Origin of the sequence: Nostoc sp. (assembly GCF_036917675.1) — a bacterium.
GTDB lineage: Bacteria > Cyanobacteriota > Cyanobacteriia > Cyanobacteriales > Nostocaceae > Nostoc.
On the sequence record NZ_JBALCT010000071.1, the window covers coordinates 195,193 to 221,370 of the forward strand.

The 26,178-nt window shown below is 42.5% G+C and carries 28 protein-coding genes; 14 read left to right on the forward strand and 14 right to left on the reverse strand.

Features of this window, described 5'->3' with window-relative positions:
• Positions 1 to 112: 112 nt before the first annotated feature.
• From V7K31_RS27960 to V7K31_RS27990, 7 genes are all read right to left on the reverse strand, one after another.
• A complete protein-coding gene (locus V7K31_RS27960; RefSeq protein ID WP_335098957.1) occupies positions 113 to 2,185 on the reverse strand; it encodes an AAA family ATPase in 2,073 nt (690 codons plus the stop codon).
• Positions 2,182 to 2,355, reverse strand: coding sequence for a hypothetical protein (locus V7K31_RS27965; protein WP_180277607.1), 174 nt, complete (start codon positions 2,353 to 2,355; stop codon positions 2,182 to 2,184). The genes V7K31_RS27960 and V7K31_RS27965 overlap by 4 nt, the downstream gene beginning before the upstream one ends.
• 308 nt (positions 2,356 to 2,663) lie before the next feature.
• A complete protein-coding gene (locus tag V7K31_RS27970; RefSeq protein ID WP_335099175.1) occupies positions 2,664 to 4,139 on the reverse strand; it encodes a DNA phosphorothioation system restriction enzyme in 1,476 nt (491 codons plus the stop codon).
• Between the two features lie 185 nt (positions 4,140 to 4,324).
• Positions 4,325 to 4,930: a transcriptional repressor LexA gene (gene lexA, locus V7K31_RS27975; protein WP_335098959.1), complete on the reverse strand. Its 606-nt coding sequence runs from the start codon at positions 4,928 to 4,930 to the stop codon at positions 4,325 to 4,327.
• A gap of 250 nt (positions 4,931 to 5,180) precedes the next feature.
• A complete protein-coding gene (argF, locus tag V7K31_RS27980) occupies positions 5,181 to 6,101 on the reverse strand; it encodes an ornithine carbamoyltransferase (protein ID WP_335098961.1) in 921 nt (306 codons plus the stop codon).
• Positions 6,102 to 6,592: 491 nt separating this feature from the next.
• The gene (locus tag V7K31_RS27985) at positions 6,593 to 7,219 is read right to left on the reverse strand and encodes a PadR family transcriptional regulator (RefSeq protein ID WP_335098963.1); all 627 of its coding nucleotides are present in this window, start codon (positions 7,217 to 7,219) and stop codon (positions 6,593 to 6,595) included.
• 150 nt (positions 7,220 to 7,369) lie between these two features.
• Complete coding sequence (locus tag V7K31_RS27990) at positions 7,370 to 8,290, reverse strand: AraC family transcriptional regulator (protein WP_335098965.1); 921 nt, start codon at positions 8,288 to 8,290, stop codon at positions 7,370 to 7,372.
• 324 nt (positions 8,291 to 8,614) lie between these two features.
• Between V7K31_RS27990 and V7K31_RS27995 the strand changes: the two genes are divergently transcribed.
• Entirely contained in the window at positions 8,615 to 9,349 is a 735-nt protein-coding gene (locus V7K31_RS27995) for an SDR family oxidoreductase (protein ID WP_335098967.1), read from the forward strand.
• 406 nt (positions 9,350 to 9,755) lie between these two features.
• The gene (locus V7K31_RS28000; protein ID WP_335098969.1) at positions 9,756 to 10,214 is read left to right on the forward strand and encodes a helix-turn-helix domain-containing protein; all 459 of its coding nucleotides are present in this window, start codon (positions 9,756 to 9,758) and stop codon (positions 10,212 to 10,214) included.
• 64 nt (positions 10,215 to 10,278) lie between these two features.
• Here the strand turns inward: V7K31_RS28000 and gatA are convergent, their stop codons facing one another.
• Complete coding sequence (gatA, locus tag V7K31_RS28005; protein ID WP_335098971.1) at positions 10,279 to 11,739, reverse strand: Asp-tRNA(Asn)/Glu-tRNA(Gln) amidotransferase subunit GatA; 1,461 nt, start codon at positions 11,737 to 11,739, stop codon at positions 10,279 to 10,281.
• Entirely contained in the window at positions 11,702 to 11,827 is a 126-nt protein-coding gene (locus V7K31_RS28010) for a hypothetical protein (RefSeq protein ID WP_335098974.1), read from the reverse strand. The genes gatA and V7K31_RS28010 overlap by 38 nt, the downstream gene beginning before the upstream one ends.
• Positions 11,828 to 12,083: 256 nt before the next feature.
• On the opposite strand from V7K31_RS28010, the gene V7K31_RS28015 reads away from it, so the two are divergent.
• The 5 genes from V7K31_RS28015 (at position 12,084) to V7K31_RS28035 (ending at position 17,642) form a co-directional block, all read left to right on the forward strand.
• On the forward strand, positions 12,084 to 12,260 hold the full coding sequence (locus V7K31_RS28015) for a hypothetical protein (protein ID WP_176727114.1): 177 nt from the start codon (positions 12,084 to 12,086) through the stop codon (positions 12,258 to 12,260).
• 175 nt (positions 12,261 to 12,435) lie between these two features.
• Positions 12,436 to 15,351, forward strand: a complete 2,916-nt coding sequence (locus tag V7K31_RS28020) for a glycerol-3-phosphate acyltransferase (protein ID WP_335098976.1) — start codon at positions 12,436 to 12,438, stop codon at positions 15,349 to 15,351.
• 99 nt (positions 15,352 to 15,450) lie between these two features.
• Complete coding sequence (locus tag V7K31_RS28025) at positions 15,451 to 17,034, forward strand: NAD(P)H-hydrate dehydratase (protein ID WP_335098978.1); 1,584 nt, start codon at positions 15,451 to 15,453, stop codon at positions 17,032 to 17,034.
• A gap of 73 nt (positions 17,035 to 17,107) precedes the next feature.
• Positions 17,108 to 17,434: a hypothetical protein gene (locus V7K31_RS28030; RefSeq protein WP_335098980.1), complete on the forward strand. Its 327-nt coding sequence runs from the start codon at positions 17,108 to 17,110 to the stop codon at positions 17,432 to 17,434.
• 64 nt (positions 17,435 to 17,498) lie between these two features.
• Positions 17,499 to 17,642: a hypothetical protein gene (locus tag V7K31_RS28035; protein ID WP_335098982.1), complete on the forward strand. Its 144-nt coding sequence runs from the start codon at positions 17,499 to 17,501 to the stop codon at positions 17,640 to 17,642.
• A 56-nt stretch (positions 17,643 to 17,698) separates the two neighbouring features.
• On the opposite strand, the gene larC is transcribed toward V7K31_RS28035, so the two are convergent.
• Together larC and V7K31_RS28045 are read right to left on the reverse strand one after the other, a co-directional pair.
• Positions 17,699 to 18,982, reverse strand: a complete 1,284-nt coding sequence (gene larC, locus V7K31_RS28040) for a nickel pincer cofactor biosynthesis protein LarC (RefSeq protein ID WP_335098984.1) — start codon at positions 18,980 to 18,982, stop codon at positions 17,699 to 17,701.
• A complete protein-coding gene (locus V7K31_RS28045; protein WP_335099186.1) occupies positions 18,979 to 19,176 on the reverse strand; it encodes a hypothetical protein in 198 nt (65 codons plus the stop codon). Before V7K31_RS28045 ends, larC begins: the two co-directional genes overlap by 4 nt.
• On the opposite strand from V7K31_RS28045, the gene V7K31_RS28050 reads away from it, so the two are divergent.
• The 4 genes from V7K31_RS28050 (at position 19,153) to V7K31_RS28065 (ending at position 22,579) form a co-directional block, all read left to right on the forward strand.
• A complete protein-coding gene (locus V7K31_RS28050; RefSeq protein ID WP_335098986.1) occupies positions 19,153 to 19,812 on the forward strand; it encodes an L-threonylcarbamoyladenylate synthase in 660 nt (219 codons plus the stop codon). The two genes, V7K31_RS28045 and V7K31_RS28050, sit on opposite strands and share 24 nt — an antisense overlap.
• 409 nt (positions 19,813 to 20,221) lie before the next feature.
• Positions 20,222 to 21,442 carry a HetZ-related protein gene (locus tag V7K31_RS28055; RefSeq protein ID WP_335098988.1) on the forward strand — a complete coding sequence of 407 codons (1,221 nt, stop codon included), beginning with the start codon at positions 20,222 to 20,224 and terminating at the stop codon, positions 21,440 to 21,442.
• Positions 21,443 to 21,472: 30 nt separating this feature from the next.
• Positions 21,473 to 21,694, forward strand: a complete 222-nt coding sequence (locus V7K31_RS28060; RefSeq protein WP_335098990.1) for an addiction module protein — start codon at positions 21,473 to 21,475, stop codon at positions 21,692 to 21,694.
• Between the two features lie 402 nt (positions 21,695 to 22,096).
• On the forward strand, positions 22,097 to 22,579 hold the full coding sequence (locus tag V7K31_RS28065) for a PD-(D/E)XK nuclease superfamily protein (RefSeq protein WP_335098992.1): 483 nt from the start codon (positions 22,097 to 22,099) through the stop codon (positions 22,577 to 22,579).
• Here V7K31_RS28065 and V7K31_RS28070 read toward each other — a convergent pair.
• A complete protein-coding gene (locus V7K31_RS28070; RefSeq protein ID WP_335098995.1) occupies positions 22,576 to 23,403 on the reverse strand; it encodes a DNA adenine methylase in 828 nt (275 codons plus the stop codon). The two genes, V7K31_RS28065 and V7K31_RS28070, sit on opposite strands and share 4 nt — an antisense overlap.
• 165 nt (positions 23,404 to 23,568) lie before the next feature.
• Here V7K31_RS28070 and V7K31_RS28075 point away from each other — a divergent pair, with 165 nt between their 5' ends.
• From V7K31_RS28075 to V7K31_RS28085, 3 genes are all read left to right on the forward strand, one after another.
• Entirely contained in the window at positions 23,569 to 23,775 is a 207-nt protein-coding gene (locus tag V7K31_RS28075) for a DUF751 family protein (protein WP_190731327.1), read from the forward strand.
• Between the two features lie 123 nt (positions 23,776 to 23,898).
• Positions 23,899 to 24,318, forward strand: coding sequence for a 30S ribosome-binding factor RbfA (gene rbfA, locus V7K31_RS28080; RefSeq protein ID WP_335098998.1), 420 nt, complete (start codon positions 23,899 to 23,901; stop codon positions 24,316 to 24,318).
• 825 nt (positions 24,319 to 25,143) lie between these two features.
• Entirely contained in the window at positions 25,144 to 25,380 is a 237-nt protein-coding gene (locus V7K31_RS28085; protein WP_069073690.1) for a DUF4327 family protein, read from the forward strand.
• A gap of 271 nt (positions 25,381 to 25,651) precedes the next feature.
• Here V7K31_RS28085 and V7K31_RS28090 read toward each other — a convergent pair whose 3' ends face one another.
• The gene (locus V7K31_RS28090) at positions 25,652 to 25,813 is read right to left on the reverse strand and encodes a hypothetical protein (protein WP_335099000.1); all 162 of its coding nucleotides are present in this window, start codon (positions 25,811 to 25,813) and stop codon (positions 25,652 to 25,654) included.
• Positions 25,810 to 26,163 carry a hypothetical protein gene (locus tag V7K31_RS28095; protein ID WP_335099003.1) on the reverse strand — a complete coding sequence of 118 codons (354 nt, stop codon included), beginning with the start codon at positions 26,161 to 26,163 and terminating at the stop codon, positions 25,810 to 25,812. The genes V7K31_RS28090 and V7K31_RS28095 overlap by 4 nt, the downstream gene beginning before the upstream one ends.
• Positions 26,164 to 26,178: the final 15 nt, after the last annotated feature.

Genomic DNA, 26,178 nt, shown 5'->3' on the forward strand with positions numbered 1-26,178 from the left:
AAACACGGATGAATAAGAGTTTGAGAGGTATTTTGCGGTCAGTCCTGTAAAAAATCTTTGCGCCTACGTTCCTTACGACAGATGTGGTTCAAAGACATCAAAACTGCTGTAATTACTTATCCCGTTCGACTTCCATAATTTCCGTATATTCAAACTCATTCGGACTTTGTTTCACCAAAGGATATTTTTCCCCAGCCAACTCAATATAATCTTGTTCACAATCCGGCTTAGATGAATAATAGGTAAGCACATATTCTCTCCCGATTCTGTCTGTCATTTCTGCTTCTACTTCACCCCGCCACTGAGTCTTAGTAACTAAAACTATCAACTGATTCGCTAATTGGGGAATTGTCTTCGCAATGTGTCGCCGCGAATTCTCATCCAAACTACCGAAGGGCGAATCCATGACAATTGGGAAAGTGCTACTATCAGGAATCATCATCATTTTTCGCTTCTCACTCCATTCCCGTACTTTGTCAATGATGCTGGCTATAAAAGATAAACTGAGAATTTGATTCTCCCCGGTGGAAGCTGCAACTGGTGCTTCTATACCCGTAGTATTTTCTACTAATGTCAGTTCATATTTATCGCTAATTTTAGGAATGTATGGAGTCACAGAAATTTCTGTGAATATCTCTTGTACTCGTTTTTCTAGTTGCAGGCGAAATTGTTGTTCTTGACGATTTCTGACTTCCGTTAACCGTTCGATTGCATCTTGAGTAGCGTTAATTCGTCGCTGTGCTAAAGTCTGCTTATCTTCATTCAGCTTTTGTTTGGCGATTTGTTTATTTAAACCTTCAATTTCAGTTGTCAGTTGAGCAATTTGCTGCTGATTTGCACCCTGTTCTCGATTTAATTCATCAATTTTACTTTCAATTTCATCTAAACGTTTTTGCAAACTGCTAATTTCTTCATTAGCATCTTTTCGCAACCGTTCTTGAATATTGTCTAAATCGCCTTCAATTTGAGATATGCTTTGCCTTAACTGATTAATCCTAGTTTGTTCTCTATCAACTTCTTCCCAAAATCCTATAGCTTGCTTATCAATTTCATCTACTTGAGCTATCATCCGAATTGCAGTTTCTTCTACCGCTGAAGAACCTGCTTTATTTAACCAGCTACTCACATGAGTATGAGAATGATTACCCTCGTGTAATTCTGCGCCACAAATACAGCGTTGAGAATTCAGTAAATCATTCACAAATTCCCGCGATATTCCTGATGTTAACTCGCCTCGCTGCTTCAAATCATTGATAATTCCGCGAAACTGGGCTGTGGTTTCTGATAGTAAAACGGTATAACCCCGCGCAGAAATAACTTTTTTCAGCGCTTCCTTCGTTTTTTTATATTCTTCTTGATTCGCCGTCTTCTGTGATTCTAAATCCTGCCATCTTTCTTGCAATTCCTTAGCAGCACTCAGTTCTCGCAACCGATTACTTGTCTCTTTTTTGAAAGTTTGTTGATATTCTAACTCTTCTTTAATTTCAGTTTGCCGTTTGGTAATGCGTTCACGTTCTTTTTCTATCTTTTCTTGCTGTCGTAACAGTTGTTTAGTTTCAGAATCACCAATAGCTTTTAACTCATTTTCTAGAGCTTTTTTAGCATCTCCCAAATGTCTGATAGAACGGTTGATTACTTCCACACCCAAGAAAATTTTTGTAGCTTCAGCAATTTCAGCTTTTTTGTCAGAACGGACTATTTCTTCAATTCTTTCGCCGTCAAAGAAAAAATATTGATGTAAAGTAGCCGGTAAAATTTGATTAATTATATCGTCTGGTTGCTGAATTGGTATATTCCATTTTCCATCATCCGCACCAACCCACATAGTTAATTGAGTTTTGCCAGCGTCAAAATCACTTTCGTTTTTATAACCCCGACAGGCGCGTTTGACTCGATAGCGTTTACCTTCATGTTCCCAGCCAATCTCTACCCAACATTCTACAGCTTGACCTTTTTGAGTTTCTGCGATCGCACGCTTATTCACTAACTGCTCTATCGATGCAAATGCTGCACTAAATTTATCATACAATACCCACGTAAAGGCATTCAGCAAGCTAGTTTTACCAGAGCCATTATTGCCATGAATAATTGTCGTGTTCTGAGCATCTCCCCCAGCCAGGATCATCTCTGGTGTCGTACCATAAAAGGAGCGAAAGTTGCAGAGCTTTATTGAAGTTAGCTTCATCGCACCTCTTCCTTAATAATGTCCAAAATATTATCATTTATATGGCTGTTAATCTTCTTATCTAGCCTGCCTTTTTCCAGCTTCCATACCCGCTCAATAATTTGCCGTACTTCCGGCGGTGCGCTGGTTATTGGCTCCTGCACATCATCGATATTCGCCTCTTGTGACATATTCGGTTTTGAAATATACTTTTTTTATATTTTAACTTTATCTAGTGCTAGAATAGCCTCCGTAAACCCACTGTTTGCGTTATCTTTAAAATCCTAATTTTTTTTTGAAAAACACTTTATTGTTTAATTGTTTTCTGTTATTATTTATTTTAGCTAATCTAGATCATAATGGGATGTAAGTAAAATTTTTAAAGTTAGTTACATCCCATTATAAGCAAACTCATAATCTTATTATTTCATATTTAATGCACCTTTTTTCAAAACTCGAAAAATTTTACAAAAAAATACAACTATTCTCTGATTCATCATCAAATATCTAATAACCCATATCGCTTTTGTAAATCCAGTAACTTCATTCTGGCAACACCTGCGTTATCAGCCAAATCAGCAAACTCTACAAAGCGCCGCAATTCCTTTTTCAACAAATTACGCTCAACTTCGATAGTTTCTCTATCTAAATCGGGTGGTAAAACAATCATGTCAAATATTGTCGCGCGTTCCTTACCCGGATGAGGACGTAAAACTCGCCCACGTCGCTGGATAAACTGGCGGGGATTACCAGAACTTGATAAAATCACCGCAGTTTGAATTGCTGGAATATCAACACCTTCATCTAAACAACGAATTGCCACTAAACCCTGCAATTCACCACTTTCAAATTGACAGCGCAAAATTTCCCTTTCTTGTAAAGATGTTTGGGCTGTATAGGTGCTTACCTTATACCCTAAATCTACTCCCAAAATTTTAGCAACAGCTTTAAGTTGGCGTAGGGATGAACGTTGTCCCGCATCTTGTGAACCATCACTGCAATAAAAAAGAGTATGAGTAGTTTCGCGGCGAGTTGCCATTAAATCCCGCAAAGCAGTTAATTTATTTTCCGCCGCACCAATTAATCTTGCTCTTTGCATCAACAATGGCTTTAAATCTTCATTGTCTTCAAAATTTCCGCCATTTTCTCGATCTCGATAAAGTAGCGATCGCCCAATTCTTTTAGTTAGCTTTAAATAGGCAATACTTTCAGCTTCAGTTAACTCTACCAACACCGGATAATATAGATAATGTACCAAAGCACCTTGAGCGATCGCATCCCTCAAAGTAAACTCTGGTTGGAGAACTGGGCCAAAATAATCAAATAGAGATTGCGTACCAAAATCATCAAAATACCTCTCCGGTGTGGCAGATAAAGCTAGTCTCAACCCAACACTACGCGGCAAACTTTCTTCTAACTTGGGTGCGCCTAAATTATGCGCCTCATCCCCAATAATTAAAGTTTTGGCGGGAAAATATTTGAGTTGAGACTGAAACCCATCTCCAATTAAAGTGGAATTCGTAGTAATCACCGTGACAAACCGTTGAGAACCAGAACGCAGATTATAAATTTGCGTAGATAGTTGACTTTGCCAAGTGCGTAAATTCTCGAAAGCTAAAATCGGTTGCAAATTAAATTTTTCGCATTCTCGCGCCCATTGGGTGACAAGATGGCGGTAGGGACACACCACCAACAGAACTTGTAAATTAATCTGCTGATATAATTCACAAGCGATCGCTAATGCGGTAATCGTTTTACCACTACCAGTAGCCATTTTCAGCGTCCCTCTGCCATTGTTGGTAAACCAGCTAGCGATCGCTTGTCGCTGATATTGCCGCAATTGCAGAGATGGAGCCATTCTTGGGCATCCTGGTAATGGTTGCGGAGTGTAATAACTGCCCTTACTTTCCCTTGCAATTGGTAATTTCAACCGGAAAGTGGGCAGTTGCTGCACTGGATTTTTCGTCAGGTACATTATGTTAAGGGCATTGAGAATTGGGAATTGGGCATTGGGAATTGGGCATTGAGAATTGGGCATTGAGAATTGGGCATTGAGAATTGGGCATTGAGAATTGGCAATTGGTTATTTCTCCCCCACACTCCCTATTTCCCATGCCCTATTTCCCATGCCCTATGCCCCATTCCCCATTCCCCATTTATTCAGTTGTAACCGCGCCAAACACCAATCAGGGAACCTTGCACTTGTACTTGCATGGCGCTGACTTCAATGGGATTGTACTTAGGATTTGCTGGTTTAAGGGTGACGCGATCGCCTTGACGATAAAAACGTTTTAATGTCGTACCAAATCCATCAACTCTGGCGGCGATGATCGTACCATTTTTTAAATGATTTGGTTCTGCTACTGGACGCAAGAATACCACATCGCCATCAGCAATTAAATCTTCAATCATGCTATCGCCAGCCACCCGCAAAGCATAAGTTTGGGGAGGTAACTCAAAATTAGAAAAGTCTAAATGATCTATAGCATCAGTAAACGGTTCTATTAAACCACCAGCAGCGATCGTCCCCAAAATTGGTACACCTTGCTTAACAGTATGCAAAACCCGAATCGTTCGCGCTTGGCCTTCAGTCCATTCTATATATCCTTTAGTTCGTAAATGTTCCAAACGACTTTGAATTGGTGCTGGTGACTTCAAATTCATCGCTTGCATCATTTGCCGAATTGAAGGCGAATGCTGGTGCGATCGAATGTATTCTGTCATCCATTCGTAAAGTTCTTGTTGAGCTTCCGTTAGACGTTCCATAAATTTGCGGGAAGTAATTATTAATGTCTCTAGAACATTAGTACTACAAAAAACTCCCCATAACAAGAGAAAAGTAAAAATATAAAAGGCAAAAGTAAAAATATTCTCTTTTCTTTTACCTATTTATTCTTGATTTTTATAAATGTAAGTAGTCAAGAGCCAGCCCCACACTCGCCATTCTGACTCCTGTACAGACGCGATTAATCACGTCTTTTGTATAAACGCGATTAATCGCGTCTTTGAACTCCTTTCATTTTGCCCCTAAAATACTCGCAAGTAAGGCTTTTTGAGCGTGCAAGCGATTCTCTGCCTGTTCCCAAACTCGTGATTGAGAACCTTCAATAACTGCCTCGGTAATTTCTTCACCACGATGGGCTGGTAAACAGTGTAAAACAATTGCCTCTGGATCAGCAAGGCTCAATAGCTGCTCTGAAATTTGGTAAGGCTGGAAAATTGGCATTCGGTTATCTGCTTCTGCTTCTTGCCCCATACTCGCCCAAACATCAGTATAAAGTACAGCAGCGCCCTTAGCTGCTGATTCTGGATCATCAGTGAGGAGGACTTCAGTTTTGTTGTTAGCGATCGCTCTTGCTTGTTCTACAATCTGAGAATCTGGCTCATATCCGCTAGGGGTGGCAATTCTCACATTCATCCCCACCAAAGCACAGCCCAACATCAGAGAATTAGCCACATTATTCCCATCACCGACGTAGGTTAAAGTTAATCCAGCAAGAGTACCAAAGCCTTCTTGAATCGTCAATAAATCAGCCAAAACCTGACAGGGGTGTTCTGCATCAGTCAGCGCATTAATTACCGGAATCTTGGCATAGTGAGCAAAAGTTTCCAAATCCTGCTGTGCAAAAGTGCGAATTGCCAAAACATCCAGATATCGATCTAATACCCGTGCGGTATCTTGCAAAGGTTCCCCGCGACTAACTTGAGTGACATTGGGGTTGAGATCGATTACCTGTCCACCCAGTTGATACATCGCCACAGTAAAACTTACCCGCGTGCGAGTTGAAGCTTTGGAGAACAACAACCCCAAAACTTTATTACACTGCAACTTCAACTGTTGTGATTTAAGTTGAGTTGCCAATTGCAGGAGTTCTTGAAGTTCCGTTGGACTGATGTCCGCCAAACTTAATAAATCTCGTCCGATCAACACTGCCATGCTTGTGATGTGTAAACAACAATTATATATTTCTGTTGCTTTACCAGCCGTGTCAAAAAGATATATTTTACGTCCATCCTAGAATTTGAGTGCGATCGCTTCTAATACCATATTACGAATCGTGATGCCTATGGTGTACACACAAGTCATCGAATTACCCAAAACAAAATAAAAACCTCACCCTGTCCTATCTTTAATCCCTCTCCTTACTAAGGAGAGGGACAGGTTTTGCACAAGCAAAACCAGGGTGAGGTTTCTTTAGAGTATTCGATAAAGCATAAATTGCTTCAAGAAAGACTTGTGTGTACACGGTAGCTCCAAAGCGGAGAGAGGCTTTAAGTCTTACTCCCCAACCCTTCCCTTCGGCACGCGGCGCGAACGTAAGAGTTGGGTTGGGGGTTAGGTTTGAGAGAAAGTTGCACACCGCGTGAAATACCTAGACATCATATGGAGCGTACAGCTAGCTATACGTCCCTAAATCTGCGTGCCACTTACTTTTCAGCCAAAATCGCGTAAATTTCCCGTTTAACTTGCTCTAAAAGCTCACGCACCCGATTTATTCGCTCCATATTGCCACTGCGAGCAACCTGCACCACTACAGCAGCTAATTCTGTTGCGGCATTTCGCAACTCAATAAACTCTTGGGGCTTACCTGTCACGAAACTTTTGAAGGTATCCCAAGGAGTGTCTGAAGTTTCCTGTTGGGAACGTTCTGCTAATAACTGTCTACCCTCATCCGTAATCGTGTAAATCCGCTTGCCACCTTCCTGGGCGCTCTTGAGATAACCACCTTCCTCTAGTAATTGCAGTGTTGGATACACTGAGCCAGGACTGAGGCGACGGAAACCACCATAACGAGTTTCCATCTCTTTAATTAGGTCGTAACCATGACTAGGATGCTCCGATAACAATTCCAGCAGGATGAACTTGATGTCACCCCGACGAGTCCGACGTTCATCTCCCCAACCACGACTAAACATTTCATTGCCGAAGTGTTTGCCATGATCTCTACCATGATCTCTGCCATGCCCAAACCAAGACCTAACAAGCAATGAATCCTCTTCGCTAACTCCTGCCAATGCAGGTGTTCCAAACCGTGAACGAAAATGTCTAAACATAAATCAATCTCAAATCAACTTTCTCTACTATACGATATATCGTGATATATTGCGATATATCGGAATAGAATTTTGATGAAGATTTTTGAAGTAAGCAACTGTGCCAACGCAAAGCTAGCCGAAGTTGATGAAGGCTTAGACAGTCTAGGCTCAGGCTGTGCGTAAACGTTCAATATCCCTGAAGGGCGGCGCACCGAACATGCGGGAATATTCGCGGCTGAACTGTGAGGGGCTTTCATAACCCACCTGATAGGCAGCATTAGCCGCATCGGAATTTTCGGCAAGCATCACGCGACGTGCTTCCAATAGTCTTAATTGCTTTTGATATTGAAGCGGACTCATCGATGTCACTTCCTTGAAATGGTGATGGAAAGATGAAGGAGACATACTTGCCTGTCTAGCTAGCTCCTCAACCCGCATCGGCTTTGTAAAATCAGCCTTGATGAGTTTTATCACTTCTGCAATCCGCTGCATGTTGCTGCCTGATGTCGCAATCTGGCGGACAGCTTCGCCCTGTTCACCCATTAAAAGGCGATAATAGATTTCGCGGATAATCATCGGCGCTAGGATAGGGATATCCTGCGGCGTATCCAAAAGCCGTGTAAGTCTGATGGCGCAATCGAGTAAGGATGCCTCGGCGTTGCTGACGAATAAGCCTCTAACAGAGTTTTTTTTCTTACCCGTGCTTGGTCTGGTTTGGGCAATAATATCACAGAGTTGAACTAGGTCTAAATTCAGCTTAAATCCTAAATACGGCTTGTCTGGCGTTGCCTCTACAACAAATGCACTAAGCGGCAAATCAACCGAGACAATAAGATATTGAGCCGCACCATAACGATAGGTTTCCTCACCCAACAAAGCTTCTTTTTTGCCCTGAACGACAATGCCAACAATCGGTTCATAAACACCGCATATTGACGTGGAAGCAGAAGATTCCCGCATAAATTCCAGATGATTTATATCTGTTTTATGAACACCGTTCCCTTTGCCGTCGGTGTGCTGGGTTAGTAATGCCGCCAGTTCTTTACACTCATTGACGGCCGCACCGTGCTTTAGTATTTCAATCGCCATGCTGGCTTCCTAACTGATTTAATCATTTTTATTCGCTCATTATAGAGAATATTTTTCCCTTCACAAAAACTTCTTTCGGAGGATTAGGCAATAATGTGCGATCTTTGTGCATTTTCAACTCCGCTTTTAACCCATATTATGAACACATACAGAAGAAACAGTGAAAGGATAAGGCAATGACGAAAGACAGATAAAAATCGCATTGGTAACGCGATCAAGCAGATGCTCTCCGAAGAAAACAGATGGGTGAATGCACAGAGAATTGAAGTCTCCGGCGGTATGTTTCTTTAATTCAAACCAACTTAAATAGAAAGGAAAATAACCATGTTAAACGTAGAAAACAAAGTCATTGTGATCACTGGAGCCAGTAGCGGAATCGGTGAAGCCACCGCTAAACTGCTGTCCAAAAATGGCGCAAAAGTTGTTTTGGGCGCACGGCGCACAGAAAAACTAGAAAAGATTGTTGAAGATATCCGCAAGCAAGGCGGCACAGCAGAATTTAAAGCCGTAGATGTCGCCAATCGTGAGGATATGAAAGCCTTCATTCACTTTGCCAAAGACAAGTTTAGCCGCGTCGATGTCATCTATAACAACGCAGGCGTTATGCCTCTGTCCCCGATGAATGCCCTGAAAGTCGAGGAGTGGGATAAGATGATTAACGTGAACATCCACGGCGTACTGAACGGCATTGCTGCTGGTCTACCCATCATGGAAGCACAAGGCGGCGGCCAATTTATCAATACCGCGTCCATCGGAGCGCATGTGGTCGTGCCTACTGGCGCCGTGTACTGCGCGACAAAATATGCCGTTTGGGCTATATCCGAAGGATTGCGTCAGGAATCGAAAAATATCCGCGTGACAACAATATCCCCTGGTGTGGTTGAGACTGAACTCGGCTCTGATATCACGGAGGAGTCAGCAAAAGGCGCTTTGAAAGAATTCCGCAAAATCGCACTGACCTCAGATGCGATCGCTAGAGCCGTCTTATATGCCATATCCCAACCAGATGATGTCGATATCAATGAAGTGATTGTCCGCCCGACGGCAAGCGCATTCTAACGCTGGGAGAAGATCATAACAAATAGTACAAATAGCACATTGAGATACTGGGCATTGGGCATTGGGCATTGGTTAATAATCAATAGTTCTTCTTCCCCTGCTCCTTGCGTACTCCCTCTTTTGGTAACAGCGATCGCTGCAATTATCCCAGCCCAGAGTAGCAGTTAGGAAAATACTTGTATTATAAATTGCAGCTTATTAACTTTTATGCCCTATCTTTTTAATCGTAAAGTATTGGTTTTAACAAATATAATACTTAGAATTAGCAGCTTTAGCATTTTCATGTCTAGGCTTAAACTATTATCAAAAAAATTTCCCTAAAATCAATTATTCAGTAAAAATACGTATGCACATTTAAGTCTTCTCACTATATGAATAGTAGAATTAGCCCATACAGGAGAAGACTGTGACGCTCTTAAACCAAGCTCAAGTAGAGCAGCTAAAGGAAATAACTACACAGTTGCGACAAGTAAGACAAGAAAAATCCATCTGCATAGAAGAAATAGCCGCTAAAACACTGATTCGAGCAGGTGTTTTGCAAGCTTTAGAAGAAGAACGATTTGAAGAATTGCCTGAGCCTATTTTTGTTCAAGGATTCATCCGTCGCTATGGAGATGCTTTAGGACTGGATGGAAATGCTTTATCACATACTCTTATAAGCAATGTTGTCTGCCAAAACCACAATAATTATCATCAGAATTTAGACAACAAACCAAAGGCATATATACCTCTTGTTGTAACCTACATTCTATTATTAGTAGCTGCATCTGCTGGTCTTTTTTATACACTTAATCCACCACGAATTACATCTGAATCCCTGACTCCAGAAGTCAATAGTCAACAGTCAATGGTTCCTAATAAGTGAAAGGGAGTGGGGAGTGGGGAGTGGGGAAGCAGGGGAAGAAATGACTAATGACAAATGACAATTTTCAAAATATTTGCGGTTTACGCAAATGCCAAGTAGTGGATTGCTCATAAGCGTAAGCTACCTGAAACAGTTGGTCTTCCCGCAACACATTGGCAATTAGTTGTAATCCTATGGGTAGCCCTTGATCATCAAAACCACATGGCAAACTTAAACTAGGTAAACCAGCAAGATTCACAGGAATAGTCATCAAGTCAGTTAAATACATACTCAAGGGGTCAGTAGTTTTTTCCCCTGCTTTGAATGCTGTAGTGGGAGATGTGGGACAAACTAAGATATCAACCACGCCAAAAGCCTTTTCAAAGTCTTGTTTAATCAGGGTGCGGACTTTTTGAGCTTTCAGATAGTAGGCGTCATAATAGCCAGCCGAAAGTGCGTAAGTACCGATCATAATCCGGCGTTTGACTTCTGTACCAAAACCTGTGGCACGGGTACGAGTGTACATCGATAGCAGATTATCCGCATCAGGAGCGCGATACCCATATTTAACGCCATCGTAACGAGCCAGGTTTGCTGAGGCTTCTGAGGGGGCGATGATGTAGTAGGTGGGTAAACCATAGCGAAAGCGGGGACAGGATACTATCTGAATCTCTGCTCCCAAACTTTGTAGTTGCTCTACTGCTTTAGTAACAGCTTGTTCCACTACAGAGTCCAAACCTTCACCAAAAGTTTCTTTAATGATCCCAATTTTTAGCTGACCTCTGGGTTTGAAGTCTGGTTTTAAGCTGGCGGCATAGTTGGGAATGGCAACTTTCAGGCTGGTAGAGTCTTTGGGATCGTGACCCGCGATCGCACTTAATAATATTGCGGCATCTTCTACTGTATTTGCAAATGGCCCAATTTGATCCAAAGACGAAGCGTAAGCCACCAAACCATAACGGGAAACTAAACCATAAGTCGGTTTCATCCCTACCACACCGCAAAAAGATGCCGGTTGGCGAATCGAACCGCCAGTATCAGAACCGAGAGCAACCACACATTCTTGGGACGACACCGCAGCAGCCGAACCCCCCGAAGAACCACCCGGAACTCGTGACAAATCCCAAGGATTAGCCGTGACTTGATAGGCAGAATTTTCTGTGGAACTACCCATTGCAAACTCATCCAAGTTGGTTTTGCCTACCATTACCGCCCCAACATCTGCCAGTTTTTGCGTCGCCGTTGATTCATAAGGCGGCACGAAATTTTCCAAAATCCGGGAGGCGCAGGTGGTAGGAATTCCCTTAGTACATAAATTGTCCTTAATCCCCACAGGAATCCCTGCTAGCAGCCCAATTTCTTCTCCCGCAGCAATTTTGGCATCCACAGCACCCGCCTGCTCTAATGCCCGTTCTGTGGTAACACATAAAAAGCTGTGCAATTTTGGCTCTAATGCTTGAATGCGCTCTAAAGCTTCTTGGGTAATTTCAACGGCAGAACGTTCTTTTTTAACCAGTTGTTGGTGCAACTCGCGGATGGATGCCATGATTGCTCTCTTTGTGACTCAAGTCATTGATTTTAGTACATATTGACCAAGATTGGGTATGGGGCATTGGGCATTGGGCATTGGGCATTGGTTATTTCTCCCCACTCCCCATCATTATAAAAATAAGCAGTTTAAATATAAAACCTCACCCTGCCTCCGGCTTCCCTCTCCAAAGCATCCCAGAGGGATTGAGGGTGAGGTTATCTTATATTTAATTACACCTACCTACTTACCTGTGAAGAAGTAAGTAGTTCTGGTGATGTAAAAATTGCCAAGCTTAAATAAAATAATATTAGGAATTTAACATCATCCGTAAATAGAAGGACTACAATCAAAACGGACAAATGTTTCATGCTCCAACAACAGAGGATTACAAAGCTATGTCCGACTTAAATCGAGGAATTATGAAATTTGAGGGTGCAGATTCCCCAAAAGTAGTCACCATCTCTACCGTGTTGCTTCTGGGATCGATCGCGGCTCTAATCATCTGGGCGCTGCAAGCTGCCTATGCGCTAAACTAAAACCATTAGTACCCTAAAAGGACACTGGCAAAAACGGTTTCCGTCGTAGCCAAGTGTCCATTCAGCAACTAATAAATAAAAACCCCCTATTAACCATCAAAAATTTCAGAAAAACTTTAGATTTTAGATTTAAGGTTTTAGATGGAAAATTTAAATCTAAAATCCAAAATCCAGAATGTTTGAACCTTGGGGTGTCTTAGTTATTTTAATTGTCTGCCCCCTCTTGGGCGGATTACCCCTGATTGCCTGGATTACTTACGCGCTTACGGGCAAGCAATTATCACAAGTTGGTACAGGAAACATTAGTGTATCAGCTGCCTTTTATCACGGCGGTAGGTTTGTCGGAATTCTGGCAGTCTTGTCAGAAGCTTTTAAAGGAGTTGCAGCAGTCTTCCTCACCCGCGCTTTCTTCCCAGATGAATCTTCTTGGGAATTGATTGCTCTCATCGCCCTGGTAATCGGTAGATATTGGATAGGCAGAGGGGCAGGTACGACAAATGTTGTTTGGGGATTTGTCGTACATGATCCACTGGTGGCAATACTTGTATCTTTCTTTGCAGGTATTAGCTTTACAATTCTGCACTCGAAACAGGTAGTCAAATTTGGGGTTTTGTTTCTCTTTCCTCTGTTTGTGGCACTTCTGCACATTGGCGATATCCCCAGAATGCTTGCTGCTGTTGCCTTAGCTGGTTTAATGGGCTGGATTTATACAAAAATTCCTGATGACATGAACCTGCCAACCCAAGAGGCACAAACAGAATCCCAAGCGATGTTGGAATTTTTACGCGGCGATGTCTACGAGGGGCTACGCCAACGCGCTATGGTTTCTCTAGATGAAGAGTTGGATGCTGCCATAGTCGGAGAAAAAGCGGCGACATTATCTCAAATTAAGCGCTGGGGCTATCCAGTCCCGAAGGGGTGGGTACTGGCCCCAATTGATGATCCTGAACTATTAACAGAATTTCTCCAGCCATCAGAATTATCTCCCTTAGTGGTGCGTTCTTCTGCTATTGGAGAAGACTCAGAACAGGCTTCTGCTGCTGGGCAGTATGAAACAGTTTTAAATGTTACCACCCCAGAGGGATTACAGTCAGCGATCGCTCAAGTTCAAGCCTCGTACAATCATCCATCTGCCGTGCAATATCGGCGCGATCGCGGCTCAAATGATACAGCAATGGCTGTGTTAATTCAACAACAAGTTCAGAGTGTATATTCTGGTGTAGCTTTCAGCCGTGATCCCATTACCCAGCAAGGTGATGCAATCATCATTGAAGCCCTTCCAGGCAGCCCGACGCAAGTCGTTTCAGGAAAAGTTACACCAGAACAATATCGCGCTTTTGTCGTTGAAACAGAAAATTCTTCCTCTGTGCAATTAGAGGGTGAAGGACGAGTCCCACAAGCATTAATCAAGCAAGTTGCATACTTAGCCTACCGAATCGAAAAACGCTATCATGGCACTCCTCAAGATATAGAGTGGAGTTATGACGGTCAAACACTCTGGGTATTGCAAGCTCGACCGATTACCACTCTGCTGCCCATGTGGACACGCAAAATCGCCGCCGAAGTCATTCCCGGAGTCATTCACCCCTTAACATGGTCGATTAATCGTCCCTTAACTTGTGGAGCTTGGGGAGAACTTTTTACTTTAGTTTTGGGCGAACGCGCTTTGGGGTTAGATTTCGCCGAAACAGCAACTCTACATTATTCCAGAGCTTATTTTAATGCCTCCCTATTAGGAGATATTTTTCTCCGTATGGGACTGCCGTCGTCAAGTTTAGAATTTTTAACTAGAGGAGCTAAATTAACTAAGCCGTCTTGGGAGTCAACTTGGGAAAATTTGCCAGGACTAGGGAAGTTGCTGAGGCGGGAATTAAGTTTAGAAAAAGACTTTAAGCGGGATTATCATCAACGGTTCATTCCTGGGTTGTCGCAGTTGGCGCAGTCAAATATAGATAACTTGGAACCATCCAAGCTGTTGACAAGAATTGACTTTATTTTGGAGTTGCTGCGTCATGGGACCTATTACAGCATTTTAGCTCCCTTGAGCGTTGCCCTTCGCCAGGGGATTTTTCGGGTGAAGGATGACCAAATTGATCACAGCGTTACCCCAGAAATCGCGGCATTGCGATCGCTGAGTGCAATCGCTACAGATGCCAAGGAGGTATTGCTTGAGTTTGAGCCACAGCAGGTATTTGAGCAATTAAAGCAAACCCCAGAGGGAGAGAAGATCCTACAAGAATTTAACGAATTGCTTCAGGATTACGGCTATTTAAGTGAAGTCGGAACTGATATCTCCGTTCCCACTTGGCGGGAGAATCCCCAGATGATTAAGCAGATGTTTGTGCAGTTAATGCAGGGGAACGAACCACAATCAGGCGCTAAAGACGCGATTAATAGCATCTTTGCTGGTAAGCCCAAACGCTCTTTTGTGCAACGGCGTGTGGATATCAAAGGACGAGTTACCGAAGTTTATTCCCGGCTTTTGGCTGAATTACGTTGGAGTTTTGTCGCTTTAGAGAAGATTTGGCTAAAGTCCGGTTTACTCAAGAAAACAGGAGATATCTTTTTTCTCGACTTTGATCAAGTGCGGCATCTAGTTGTGGGTGGAGATTCCAGGTTAATTGAGCAGTTGGATGAGTTAGTGGAATTGAGGCGATCGCAATTCTTGCAAGATAGCCAGATCATTCAAGTACCCTTTTTAGTTTACGGCAATACACCCCCTCATCCCTTAGCTCCCTCTGTGCTCTACTCTGACCAAATCTTACAAGGCATTGGAGCCAGTCATGGACAAGCCGAAGGCACGGTGAAGGTGGTGCGAAATTTACAAGACTTGCCAGAAATTGACCGAGATACAATTCTGGTAGTACCTTACACAGATTCCGGCTGGGCACCATTGTTATTAAGGGCTGGAGGATTAATTGCTGAAGCTGGTGGACGGCTTTCTCACGGTGCGATCGTGGCTCGTGAATATGGGATTCCGGCTGTGATGGATGTTCGAGGTGCTACATGGCTGTTGCAAGATGGTCAACGAGTTAGGATTGATGGGTCTAGGGGTATTGTAGAATTATCTAACGATTTAAGACCATCTTAACTCTGGCTTCATTAATAAACACCAAGTCTTCTAGGTACTATTTAAGTATACCATAGTTACGTAGTTACGCTAAAACTCATAACTCAGCACTTAGGACTGATGCAGAACAGGCAAGAAAAAATTTCGCAAGTGATAGTGACTGCTGGGCAGATGCGCGATATTGAAGAACGGATCTTTGCGGCGGGAATGCCTGTAGTAGCTTTGATGGAAAAGGTTGCGGGATTAATTGCCCGTCGCATTCAAGATATTTACCCGAACCTTGGACAAACGAGAAACAATTCAAAATTACTCTCCCACTCCTTAAATCCCCGTGTCGGAATTCTTGTCGGTCCCGGTCATAATGGCGGGGATGCTTTAGTAGTAGCCCGTGAATTACACTTTCGTGGCTATGAGGTTTGGATTTATTCCCCTTTCTCTAAGCTTAAGGAATTAACTTCGCAACACTTGCAGTATGCTCAGAGTTTGGGCATTCCAATTTATCAAACAATTGAGCAACTGCCAAATTCTGATTTGTTGATTGATGGCTTGTTTGGGTTTGGTTTAGAAAGAAACCTTACTGATCCCATCGCCTCTGCAATTAATCAGCTAAATGAATTGTCTGTGCCAATTTATAGCATCGATTTACCTTCAGGTTTACACACCGACACAGGCGAAGTTTTAGGAACTGCCATTCGCGCCACTCACACATTTTGTTTAGGTTTATGGAAACTAGCTTTCTTCCAAGATCAGGCGCTGGAATATCTCGGCAAAGCTGAGTTAATCGATTTTGATATTCCTTTAGCTGATGTAGAAGCTGTTCTAAAAGATATACCCAGAATTAAACGTATTACACCAGCAACGGCACTTGCTACTCTACCTTTACCCCGTCCACCTGTCACCCACAAATATAAGCAAGGACATTTACTGTTGATTTGCGGTTCGCGGCGCTATGCAGGTGGAGCAATTTTAACTGGTTTGGGTGCGAGGGCTAGTGGTGTGGGGATGCTTTCGATCGCTGTACCCGAATCTCTAAAACCTCTTTTGGTGTCGCATTTGCCAGAAGCGCTAATTGTCGGTTGTCCAGAGACGGAAACCGGAGCGATCGCTCAATTACAATTACCAGAAAAAACCGAGCTGAGTTCCTTTAATGCGATCGCTTGTGGCCCCGGTTTAACACGAGATGCAACTCCCATTGTGCAAGAAGTGATCAATAGCGATCGCCCTTTGCTTCTCGATGCCGATGGTTTAAATATCCTCGCACAAATGGGAGCGATCGCCACATTAAAAAAACGTCAAGGAGTAACCGTACTCACACCCCACACTGGCGAATTTGAACGATTATTTCCTGATGTCCCCGATGCCAAACATGACAGAGTAAAAGCAGTACAGTCAGCAGCCGGACAAAGTGGGGCGGTAGTGTTGTTAAAAGGGGCAAGAACTGCGATCGCAAACCCTGAAGGTGCCGTTTGGATCATTCCTGAAAGCACACCCGCCTTAGCGCGTGGCGGTAGCGGTGACGTGTTAACTGGGCTACTGGGTGGATTGTTGGCGCAAGCGACAACTAAACAGATTCCTGTAGAAGATATTGTGGCAACTGCCGCTTGGTGGCATTCGCAAGCTGGTATAATAGCCGCCCAAGAGCGTACCGAATTAGGTGTAGATGCGTTTACATTGACACAATATTTGATCAAAGCTCTAACTTAGTCAATTGCCTCGTTCCCAGTCGGAGACTGGGAATGCCATCCTAGAGGCTCCGCCTCTAATTTAAATATAAATTATGGGACGCAGCCGCTACCACGTACTAGGAACCCAGCCACACTTCCTCACCTGCACAGTTATAAATTGGATACCACTATTCGGCAAAGTTGAATTTACACAAATTATTTTAGATTCCCTCAATTTTCTGCAACGTCAGCAGCGTTTAACCTTGTACGGTTACGTAATTATGGAAAATCATCTCCATATAATCGCCTCTGCCGCCAGTTTATCTAAAGAAATAGGAAACTTTAAATCATTCACAGCTCGCTGTATTATTGACTTACTTGAGAACAACAATTCCAACTACATACTTAACCAGCTTCAGCTTTATAAATTAAAACATTAAGACAAGACAAGAATATCAACTTTGGCAAGAAGGTTTCCATCCGCAGGCAATTCTGGATGAGGAAATGTTGAGACAAAAATTAGATTATATTCACAACAATCCTGTCAGGCGTGGTTATGTGGATGATCCGGCACATTGGCGGTATTCTAGTTACCGTAATTACATCGGGGAACTAGGTTTATTACAGGTAGAGTTGATTGATATGTGAGGGAAGGCAGAGCCTTTAGGATGGCATTCCCAGTCTGAGACTGGGAACGAGGAGATTTAGCCATTGACTAAATACCAACGCTGTAACGCCAAACGTTGAATTTCGCGCCAGGGAATATTATGTTTTCGGGCTAACTCTGCACAATCTTCATATTCTGGCTGCACATTAGCAATAACTTTTTCTGGTGATTGTCCATTCCATGCTAGTTTGACACGCACTTTGCCATATTCCGTTTCCACTTGTTGAATTTCCCGTTGTAAAATGGCGCGTTGCTGAGTTGTTCGCCGAATGCCCAAAGTTGTGGTTTCGCGGAATATAACGGCTTCACAACTGAGCAAATTTTCTGGATGACAAATCACAGTCAGCAAAATCCCTGGACGGGACTTTTTCATGCCGATCGCCTGGGTAAAAACATCCAGCGCACCAGCCGCAAACAATGTCTCAAACACATAGCCGATCGCTTGCGGATTTAAATCATCAATTTGGGTTTCTAGTACCGATATCGTTTCTAAATTTGGGCTATTATCTTCAGAATGGCTGAAATTAGACTCTAAACTTGCGCTTTCGCCTAGCCAGAGGCGTAGAATATTGGGAATGGGTAAATTGATAGTTCCTGCTCCCAGTCCTATCTGCTTGATAGCGATCGCAGGTGGTGAACCAAAATCTCTTGCCAAAGTAGTAGCGATCGCAGCTCCTGTTGGTGTCACCAGTTCTCTATCAATTCCATTGCTATAAACTGGACAACTCCGCATTTCCCACAATTTTAATACTGCTGGTACTGGTACCGCCATCTGACCATGTGCAGCCCGAACAGTGCCGCCACCAGTCGGGAACGCCGAGCAATAAAGTAAGGGTAATCCTTGCTTATTGCTCTCAATCCCCAACCAATCCAACCCTAAGCAAGTACCCACAATATCTACGATCGCATCTACAGCACCTACTTCATGAAAATGAACTTTTTCAGGGGAAATACCATGTACAGATCCTTCTGCCACTGCTAGCTGTCGGAATACCGCCAAACTCCAAGCTTCTGCCCGTGATGGCAACCCTGCTTTGAGAATCATTTGCTCTATTTCTGGCAAGTGGCGTGTGCGATCGTGACTGTGTTCGCGATCGTGGTGATGGTGATGATGATCGTCTACTAAATCCACATGGACTTTAGTCGCCTGCTGACCATTACGTTGGACAAATTCCGCTCTTAACTGATATTCGTGTCCAATACCCAACCCATTGAGTTTTTCAATTAAATACTCCAGAGGAACACCCAAACTTACCAAAGCACCCAGGCACATATCACCAGAAATTCCTGTCGGACATTGAAGATAAGCGATTTTATTCATAATAAATTAGTTATTGGGCATTGGGCATTGGGCATTGGGCATTGGGCATTGGGCATTGGGTATTGGTTATTGGTTATTAATTTTTTCTCCCCTGCTCCCCCTGCTCCCCCTGCTTCCCCATTCTCCCCCTGCTTCGCCATTCTCCCACTCCCCACTCCCCATTCTCCCATATGGCAAAAATTTTCCCAGTTCATCCGGATAATCCCCAAGTTCGCCGAATAGAGGAAATAAAGTCGGCGCTCTTTAGTGGCGCAGTTATGCTTTACCCTACTGATACAGTTTATGCGATCGGTTGTGATTTGAATGCCAAGTCGGCGGTAGAACGAGTGCGGCAAATTAAACAGCTAGCAAATGATAAACCACTAACATTTTTATGTCCCTCGCTTTCAAATGTGGCAACTTATGCCTTCGTAAGTGACACAGGCTATCGGATTATGAAGCGCCTGATTCCAGGGCCATACACGTTTTTGCTCCCAGCGACTAAGTTAGTACCGCGATTGGTGCAAAGCCCCAAGCGGAAAACTACTGGAATTAGAGTACCAAACCATACTGTGTGTTTGGAGTTGCTGGCAGCGTTGGGTAATCCGATTATTTCAACTTCAGCACATCTGCCACCAGATGAAGAAGATAATGGGATGATCCGGATAGAAAAAGAAACAGTTCAGTCGCGGGTAGAGCTATTTGACCGTTTGGATAAGTTGGTAGACATAATTATAGACACTGGACAGGAACCTACATATGAAGTATCTACCATCTTGGATTTAACGGAAGACGAACCAGTAATGATCCGGAGGGGTTTAGGTTGGGAAGCAGCAGCAGCATGGGTATAAGAATTCCACTTCACAGGCGCACCTCTGGGTTTCGGAAATTGTGATAAAAACAACTCCACTTTTGAAATTGTCATATTCAAAGGACATGTCTACGACGGGCTGTTTAGTGACGCAGTGGATATAACAGGATGGTGGCAACAGTTGGCACAGCAAGGTATTTGACAACTTTGAGAAAATGGTGGGTACTCGTGTGCCAGCGTTAATAATAGTGGCTTGTGACAAAAACCGACACATTGCCATAACTATAACTCTTTCGTATTTCCTACAGTTTTATATATGACCTTTAGATATGAGCATTACATAGAGCAAGTTTTGATGGATGAATGCCTAAAGATTCACAAGCCTTGGACGGTCTTGATTGCTGTGTCTGCGTTGTAATTACGGTGCAATACTACTACCTGGAAAAGTCATGAAAGCTAACGTCGTCAATCTACCAAACTCTAGACCCATTTTTGAGAACCACCTTTCGACTGAAGATTTTTCAGACAGCAGCAGCAATACCTTGATTGAATTGCTGTGTGAGGAAATGCAAGGGCAAGTGAAAGCAGCACCCAAATGCGTAGAAGCTTTAGCAAAGCGCATAGCCGTAGAAGTAGAACGCATTTGCGACAAAAGCTCCCGTATTCAAACATCTGGGGAAATCAAATCCTGGCAGATGACGTTGGGAAGGCATCGGATGCAAAAGTGCTTACGTTACTACCAATTAGGTTCCAAACAAGGGCGGGTGGAATTACATAGCAATTTGGGTGCTATGGTTTACCGCCATATAACTATGTCCGGCTCGGAGTTGGGTTTTGAGGCTCGTTACAGCCTGATTGAAGATTTTTTACAAGCATTTTATATCGAAGCTATCAAAGCTTTCCGCCGAGAAAACGAACTACCAAACGATCACACGCCGCGTACTCAGCTGCAATTAGCTGAATATATGTCCTTTACGGAGCAGTATGCCAAACGCCGGATCAATTTACCTGGTGGTGCAAATCAGCAGTTGATTATCTTACGGGCCCAAGGTTTTGCTCGTCGTCAGCCCCAAGAAACTACCGTGGATATTGAAATGGCGGTAGAGTCTGCCAAGGGTGAAGAAGCAGAATCTTACCAGCGTAACTCGGCGGTGCAACAGCTGCGATCGCAGATGATTGCCCAAACTAATTTCGATCCATCAGAAGAGTCAGAACGCGATCGCGTCATCACTGAATTGATGAAATACCTAGAGTCTCAAGGTCAATCTGACTGTATGAACTACCTCAGCTTGAAACTCCAAGACCTCTCAGCCCCAGAAATTGACCAAATTCTCGGTTTAACTAGCCGTCAGCGCGATTATCTCCAACAACGCTTTAAATACCATGTGGAAAAGTTTGCCAAACAACACCATTGGCAATTGGTACATCAATGGTTAGGTGCGGGTTTAGAGCAAAAGTTGGGTTTATCTTCTCAGCAGTGGGAAATCTTTGTGAATCAACTCACAGAACAACAACACCAGATATTACAGTTAAAAACTGCACGGGAAAACGACGTTGCGATCGCCAAAGAGATCAAATGCACCCCCAAACAGTTACAAAAGCGCTGGACTCAACTTTTAGAAATCGCATGGTCTATCCGCAACGGTCATACTGAAGCCCAGACGGGCTAAAATGAAGGTGAATAAAATATACACAAAACCATGAACCCAGTATTTCCCCAACTCTCTAGCCTTTCGAGAGCGGAAAAACTCCAACTGGTAGAAGATTTATGGGATAAGATTACCCCTACACCAGCAGCACTCCCAGTTTTAGATTGGCATAAACAAGAGCTAGCCCGTCGCAAAGCCGAATATCTACAAAACCCAGCCATTGGCAGCAGTTGGGAAGATGTAAAAGCCAGAATCTCTCAACGACATGGCTAGAAAATTAACTATCCTTACAGCCGCAGAACTAGATATTATCGAAGCTTTTGACTGGTACGAAAGGCGCTAATTTAGCTTAGATACTAAGTACAACATTTCATTAATTAGTAGTAAATTCTCTGCGTCCCCCTGGGCTTACCTCTGCGCCCCTTTGCGTTTAAATTTCACCCCTCAATTCACCACGATCTTACGCAAATAACTATTATCTAAATTAGTAACTCCTTCCTTATCAAATTATTAATACATTTGTATTTAGTACAAAAATACCAATATTTTCCTACTCCACACCTAATAAATGTAGTCTTATCCATCCAAAATCAAAAATTTATATAACCTAGCATTTACTGTTGCTTTCAGGGAATCCTAAAATTAGGAAACCTTTTGAAGATAATCAGGATAAAGATGACTCAAGGTGCAAGAGCAGTTACTTCTGGCAATGTCTTGGAAAAAACTGTAGAAGGGACTTTACTGGGTCATGGATATGTCCAAGTGGGCTTTGATTTACCAAAAAAACAGCGCCTTGGATGTCTTTTAAGCTCGAACACTATACCAAAACGATATGCAAGGCAGGTTTATATCGGAGCAGGAATTTATGGGAGCTATATTTATGTAGACTTTTACATTATTGGTGCTGCATCCGTTTCTTCCGGGCTGATTATTGAGTGTAAATGGCAGCAAACTAGCGGTTCAGTTGATGAAAAACTTCCTTACCTTAACTTGAATATTCAAAATTGCTATCCTGCACAAGCAGTTGTATTAATTGATGGTGGAGGTATGAAACCGCAAGCTGTATCCTGGTTAGGTAAACAAGTTGGTTTCAATAAAAATCTTCTTTCTGTTCATAATTTAAGTTCATTCATTGCCTGGTCTAACAATAATCTTTAATACGAAGTTACTAGTAACTCTGTAATTTTTCCACGCTTTTTAGCATTGGAATTAATTGCCCTAGATGCTGATATAGTCTGGATATTGAAACTGCTGTAAAGGTTGCGAGTAAATTCACAATCTGAATTAGATAGCATGACTTTGACTCCACGTTTAGCTAATTTTTCAAATACATCTTTGAGTTTAACTTGCTGATCTTCAGCAAAGCGATAGCTACTGTAACCTGTAAAATAGCTAGTTTCACTTACAGGATAGTATGGTGGATCAAAATAAATAAAATCATCACTATTTGTGGCATAATTTAGCACGTCAACAAAATCTATTTGTTTAATTTTAGATGGAGAAAGTGCTTCTGACGCTGCCCGCAGTAAAACCTCAGAACAAATATTAGGATTTTCATATCTGCCTAAAGGCACATTGAATTTACCCTGTGAGTTGACACGATAAAGACCATTAAAACAAGTCTTATTAAGATAAATTATCCGAGCAGCTTTTTCTAAATTAGTACCCCCAGAGTTATTTCTGACACTATAGTAATAATCTTTATTATGTCGGATTTTATGCTCTTTCAATATATAAATTAATTCGTCAACATGATCTCTAACACAACAATAAGTATTAATTAATTCGCCATTGATATCAGTTAAAATGGCTGCACTTGGTTGGAGATAGAAAAAAACAGCACCACCACCTAAGAATGGCTCATAGTAATTTATATAACTCTTAGGAAAATAAGGAATGTATTGCTGTATCAACCTACTTTTACCCCCTGCCCACTTCAAAAATGGACGCGGGCTAGTTTCTTTAGGGATTTGAATTACCATTTACCTACGATTTAACTGAAAATAATCGTGACTAAATAAAGCCAATATAACCGACGAGCCATATTTTATCTTAACTGGCTAATTTTCCGGCTGCATAGATTACAATTGAGTATATAAAGCAGATCAAAACAAACGTAAGTATATAACAAGGCAGTTTACATTCAGATGTTTGACGGATTTTGGGATAACGTCTTTCGCTACCCCCGGTACTTAATTAGTATCGTCTTAGGACTGTTTCTGAACACCTTTGCGCCATTAGTGCCACTGTTGAAGCGCCCAGTCACCTTAATCGCCATCTTGGGTTTATTTGTGAGCAGCCTAGTCTTCCTGACTCTTACCCTACGGGCAATGTTGGGCTTGAGTACAATCTAGACTAGCGCTATATCGGGGCTATGCCCCACAGACGGTTGCTCTTGGCGTTGCTCCCGCTAAGTACTGTCTACCCAACTTGCATCTATTTTTGTCGTACAACCTCTGTGAGGAGGCAAAATTTTTATGGCTACAAATCGCCGGGTTTCCCGCGTTGCTGAACTGATCAAACGGGAAGTTAGCCAAATGCTGCTCAACGGCATTAAGGATGACCGTGTGGGTACAGGAATGGTTAGTGTTACTGATGTTGATGTTTCTGGCGATCTCCAACACGCCAAAGTCTACGTCAGTATTTATGGTACAGATGAAGCTAAGGTAGAAACAATGGCAGGCTTAAAGTCGGCCACGGGTTACGTCCGCAGCGAACTTGGGGCGCGGATACGGCTACGTCGTACACCAGAAGTCATTTTTCTCGAAGATCGCTCCATAGAACGCGGTAATAAGGTACTAGCACTACTAGACCAACTTAACCATGAGCGTCCCCCAGAAAGTCTGGTATCAGTAGAAGACAGCACTGCTCAAAATGATCAGGAATTCTCCGAATAAGTAACTAAAACAACAATGTAACTTCAGAACAATTAATCTCAGCAAATCCGCCAAACAGTTTACAGACGTGATCTGGTCACGTCTGTTTTAATATAACCATAACCTAATTCAGCGATTCAGTAGTTGCATATATACGCTTTCTATTTGTCTTGGCTTTCGCCTCTACTCTAGTATTTTCCCTTTCCCTCTGCCGCATATTTTTTATTTGGAAGTCCTTTACTCCTCCCTCTTACAGATATTTATCTCAGGAAAACTGTTTAATATGAGTGCTGAAATTAACCTAAGTAATTACGGATTTCCTTAAGAAAATGTTAGCAGATCCTAGTCTTAAAGCTTTCGTCGTATATTTTGGCCGTTATGTTTTGCAATATTTTATACCCTAATGTCTGACAAATATTCTTGTGTTGTTTACCCTTAGATAAATACCAGCAGTTCTATATCTGGTTTTAAGGTGATTATTTGATATGTAAGCGATGCCTGCGGCGGGCTACACCTACGCGCCCTCAATTCTTCCTAACCGCCAAATCTTGCCTAAACACAGTAATGGCAAGACTTTCAGACTTGTTGAATAAAAGTCATACAGCTAAAGAAGCATGTTAAGTTAACTACTTGGAATTTTTTTTGTAAAGCGGATTTTGTCAAAATGTCAGGATTTGTTGACTTTCTTAACATTTCTTGAGATAATTTCAGGATATGTGGGGTCAAAATAAAAATAGTTCCGTATAGCAAACTACAAAATTCTAGCCACAAGTCTAATTTCTGTCATGTTTGTTCCTAACTATTAACGGGAATACTATCGTAAGTGTTAATTTGTGAGTAAAAACCATGAGTGTGAATACGGTGCCTTCTATCAATTACTACTCTCTAGATGTGATTCAAGACGAAGCACGCCGACTGGTGCAAAAGGGAATGATTAGCAGACAACAGCCAATATATACCCTCTGCCAATACATTCCAGCGAGAGAGTGGGTTTGCGTTGAATGTGAATTAGAAAAATGTGACTTTTTGTTACGCGATCGCATTGGCGACCTAATTGGTCGTGAACAGTGGGACAACGACTAATCAATGTTTGATTTCGGATTTGGGATTGCGAGTTTATTTTTGATGTGTGGATGTCACAATCAACGATTCGCCGCCCAATCTGGGGGATAATCTCTGGTTTTTGATGAGCATTGCCCGATAGAGAATCTTGCGTTTTTCATTACACAGAAGTATTTCAGTCTGAATTTATACAGCTTTTCAAGTTAAAGAAGGCATCAGAACCATTTATTTTGTATATCTGGTGCTACAGCTTGAGTCTAGTATGTAGATTCTATGAGGTTCCTACATTTACCTATTGGGTAAGTGTAGGAACCTCGTTTTTGACTTGCAATTCATTGCATCGGAAGCGATAGTCTGCTTGGTGTTCAAAGCGAAAATTCGTGTTGAAAAGTTCCCTCTTACCGCGAGTCAGGGAACCAAGAATCCCCGTCACTAAAGTGACGGGGAGTGTCAACCTACTTGCTCTAAATACTGATTAATGTCTTCAATGATGCGGGTAAGTTCAGCTTCAGTAGTCAAGCGGATGTTGAGGTTGCGGACAGTTAGCAAAACTTTGGCTGCGAAGGGCGTCGGCCAGATATTAGGATTACAGAAAATTTCTAAAAATACTTCACCTGTATGACGATATTCCAGGGGAGGTTGGGGAGTTAGTTTACCGCCGCCAGGGGTGGGTTTAGCGGCGACAGCTTTCAGGCGCTCCATCAGTTTATCCGTCGCTGTCTTTAATTCTCGTGCTGCTTGGGGTGAAAAACTGAAAGACACAGAACCTTCAATTAGGTTCAATGTTAAAGGTGTTGAAGCCATATGTTTTTGATTAAA

Bases quoted from the DNA above. Each gene is read 5' to 3' on its own strand.
- V7K31_RS27960 (WP_335098957.1), bottom strand. From the start codon at position 2,185: ATGAAGCTAACTTCAATAAAGCTCTGCAACTTTCGCTCCTTTTATGGT.
- V7K31_RS27965 (WP_180277607.1), bottom strand. From the start codon at position 2,355: ATGTCACAAGAGGCGAATATCGATGATGTGCAGGAGCCAATAACCAGC.
- V7K31_RS27970 (WP_335099175.1), bottom strand. From the start codon at position 4,139: ATGTACCTGACGAAAAATCCAGTGCAGCAACTGCCCACTTTCCGGTTG.
- lexA (WP_335098959.1), bottom strand. From the start codon at position 4,930: ATGGAACGTCTAACGGAAGCTCAACAAGAACTTTACGAATGGATGACA.
- argF (WP_335098961.1), bottom strand. From the start codon at position 6,101: ATGGCAGTGTTGATCGGACGAGATTTATTAAGTTTGGCGGACATCAGT.
- V7K31_RS27985 (WP_335098963.1), bottom strand. From the start codon at position 7,219: ATGTTTAGACATTTTCGTTCACGGTTTGGAACACCTGCATTGGCAGGA.
- V7K31_RS27990 (WP_335098965.1), bottom strand. From the start codon at position 8,290: ATGGCGATTGAAATACTAAAGCACGGTGCGGCCGTCAATGAGTGTAAA.
- V7K31_RS27995 (WP_335098967.1), top strand. From the start codon at position 8,615: ATGTTAAACGTAGAAAACAAAGTCATTGTGATCACTGGAGCCAGTAGC.
- gatA (WP_335098971.1), bottom strand. From the start codon at position 11,739: ATGGCATCCATCCGCGAGTTGCACCAACAACTGGTTAAAAAAGAACGT.
- V7K31_RS28010 (WP_335098974.1), bottom strand. From the start codon at position 11,827: ATGCCCAATGCCCAATGCCCAATGCCCCATACCCAATCTTGGTCAATA.
- V7K31_RS28015 (WP_176727114.1), top strand. From the start codon at position 12,084: ATGTTTCATGCTCCAACAACAGAGGATTACAAAGCTATGTCCGACTTA.
- V7K31_RS28020 (WP_335098976.1), top strand. From the start codon at position 12,436: ATGTTTGAACCTTGGGGTGTCTTAGTTATTTTAATTGTCTGCCCCCTC.
- V7K31_RS28025 (WP_335098978.1), top strand. From the start codon at position 15,451: ATGCAGAACAGGCAAGAAAAAATTTCGCAAGTGATAGTGACTGCTGGG.
- V7K31_RS28030 (WP_335098980.1), top strand. From the start codon at position 17,108: ATGGGACGCAGCCGCTACCACGTACTAGGAACCCAGCCACACTTCCTC.
- V7K31_RS28035 (WP_335098982.1), top strand. From the start codon at position 17,499: ATGTTGAGACAAAAATTAGATTATATTCACAACAATCCTGTCAGGCGT.
- larC (WP_335098984.1), bottom strand. From the start codon at position 18,982: ATGAATAAAATCGCTTATCTTCAATGTCCGACAGGAATTTCTGGTGAT.
- V7K31_RS28050 (WP_335098986.1), top strand. From the start codon at position 19,153: ATGGCAAAAATTTTCCCAGTTCATCCGGATAATCCCCAAGTTCGCCGA.
- V7K31_RS28045 (WP_335099186.1), bottom strand. From the start codon at position 19,176: ATGAACTGGGAAAATTTTTGCCATATGGGAGAATGGGGAGTGGGGAGT.
- V7K31_RS28055 (WP_335098988.1), top strand. From the start codon at position 20,222: ATGAAAGCTAACGTCGTCAATCTACCAAACTCTAGACCCATTTTTGAG.
- V7K31_RS28060 (WP_335098990.1), top strand. From the start codon at position 21,473: ATGAACCCAGTATTTCCCCAACTCTCTAGCCTTTCGAGAGCGGAAAAA.
- V7K31_RS28065 (WP_335098992.1), top strand. From the start codon at position 22,097: ATGACTCAAGGTGCAAGAGCAGTTACTTCTGGCAATGTCTTGGAAAAA.
- V7K31_RS28070 (WP_335098995.1), bottom strand. From the start codon at position 23,403: ATGGTAATTCAAATCCCTAAAGAAACTAGCCCGCGTCCATTTTTGAAG.
- V7K31_RS28075 (WP_190731327.1), top strand. From the start codon at position 23,569: ATGTTTGACGGATTTTGGGATAACGTCTTTCGCTACCCCCGGTACTTA.
- rbfA (WP_335098998.1), top strand. From the start codon at position 23,899: ATGGCTACAAATCGCCGGGTTTCCCGCGTTGCTGAACTGATCAAACGG.
- V7K31_RS28085 (WP_069073690.1), top strand. From the start codon at position 25,144: ATGAGTGTGAATACGGTGCCTTCTATCAATTACTACTCTCTAGATGTG.
- V7K31_RS28095 (WP_335099003.1), bottom strand. From the start codon at position 26,163: ATGGCTTCAACACCTTTAACATTGAACCTAATTGAAGGTTCTGTGTCT.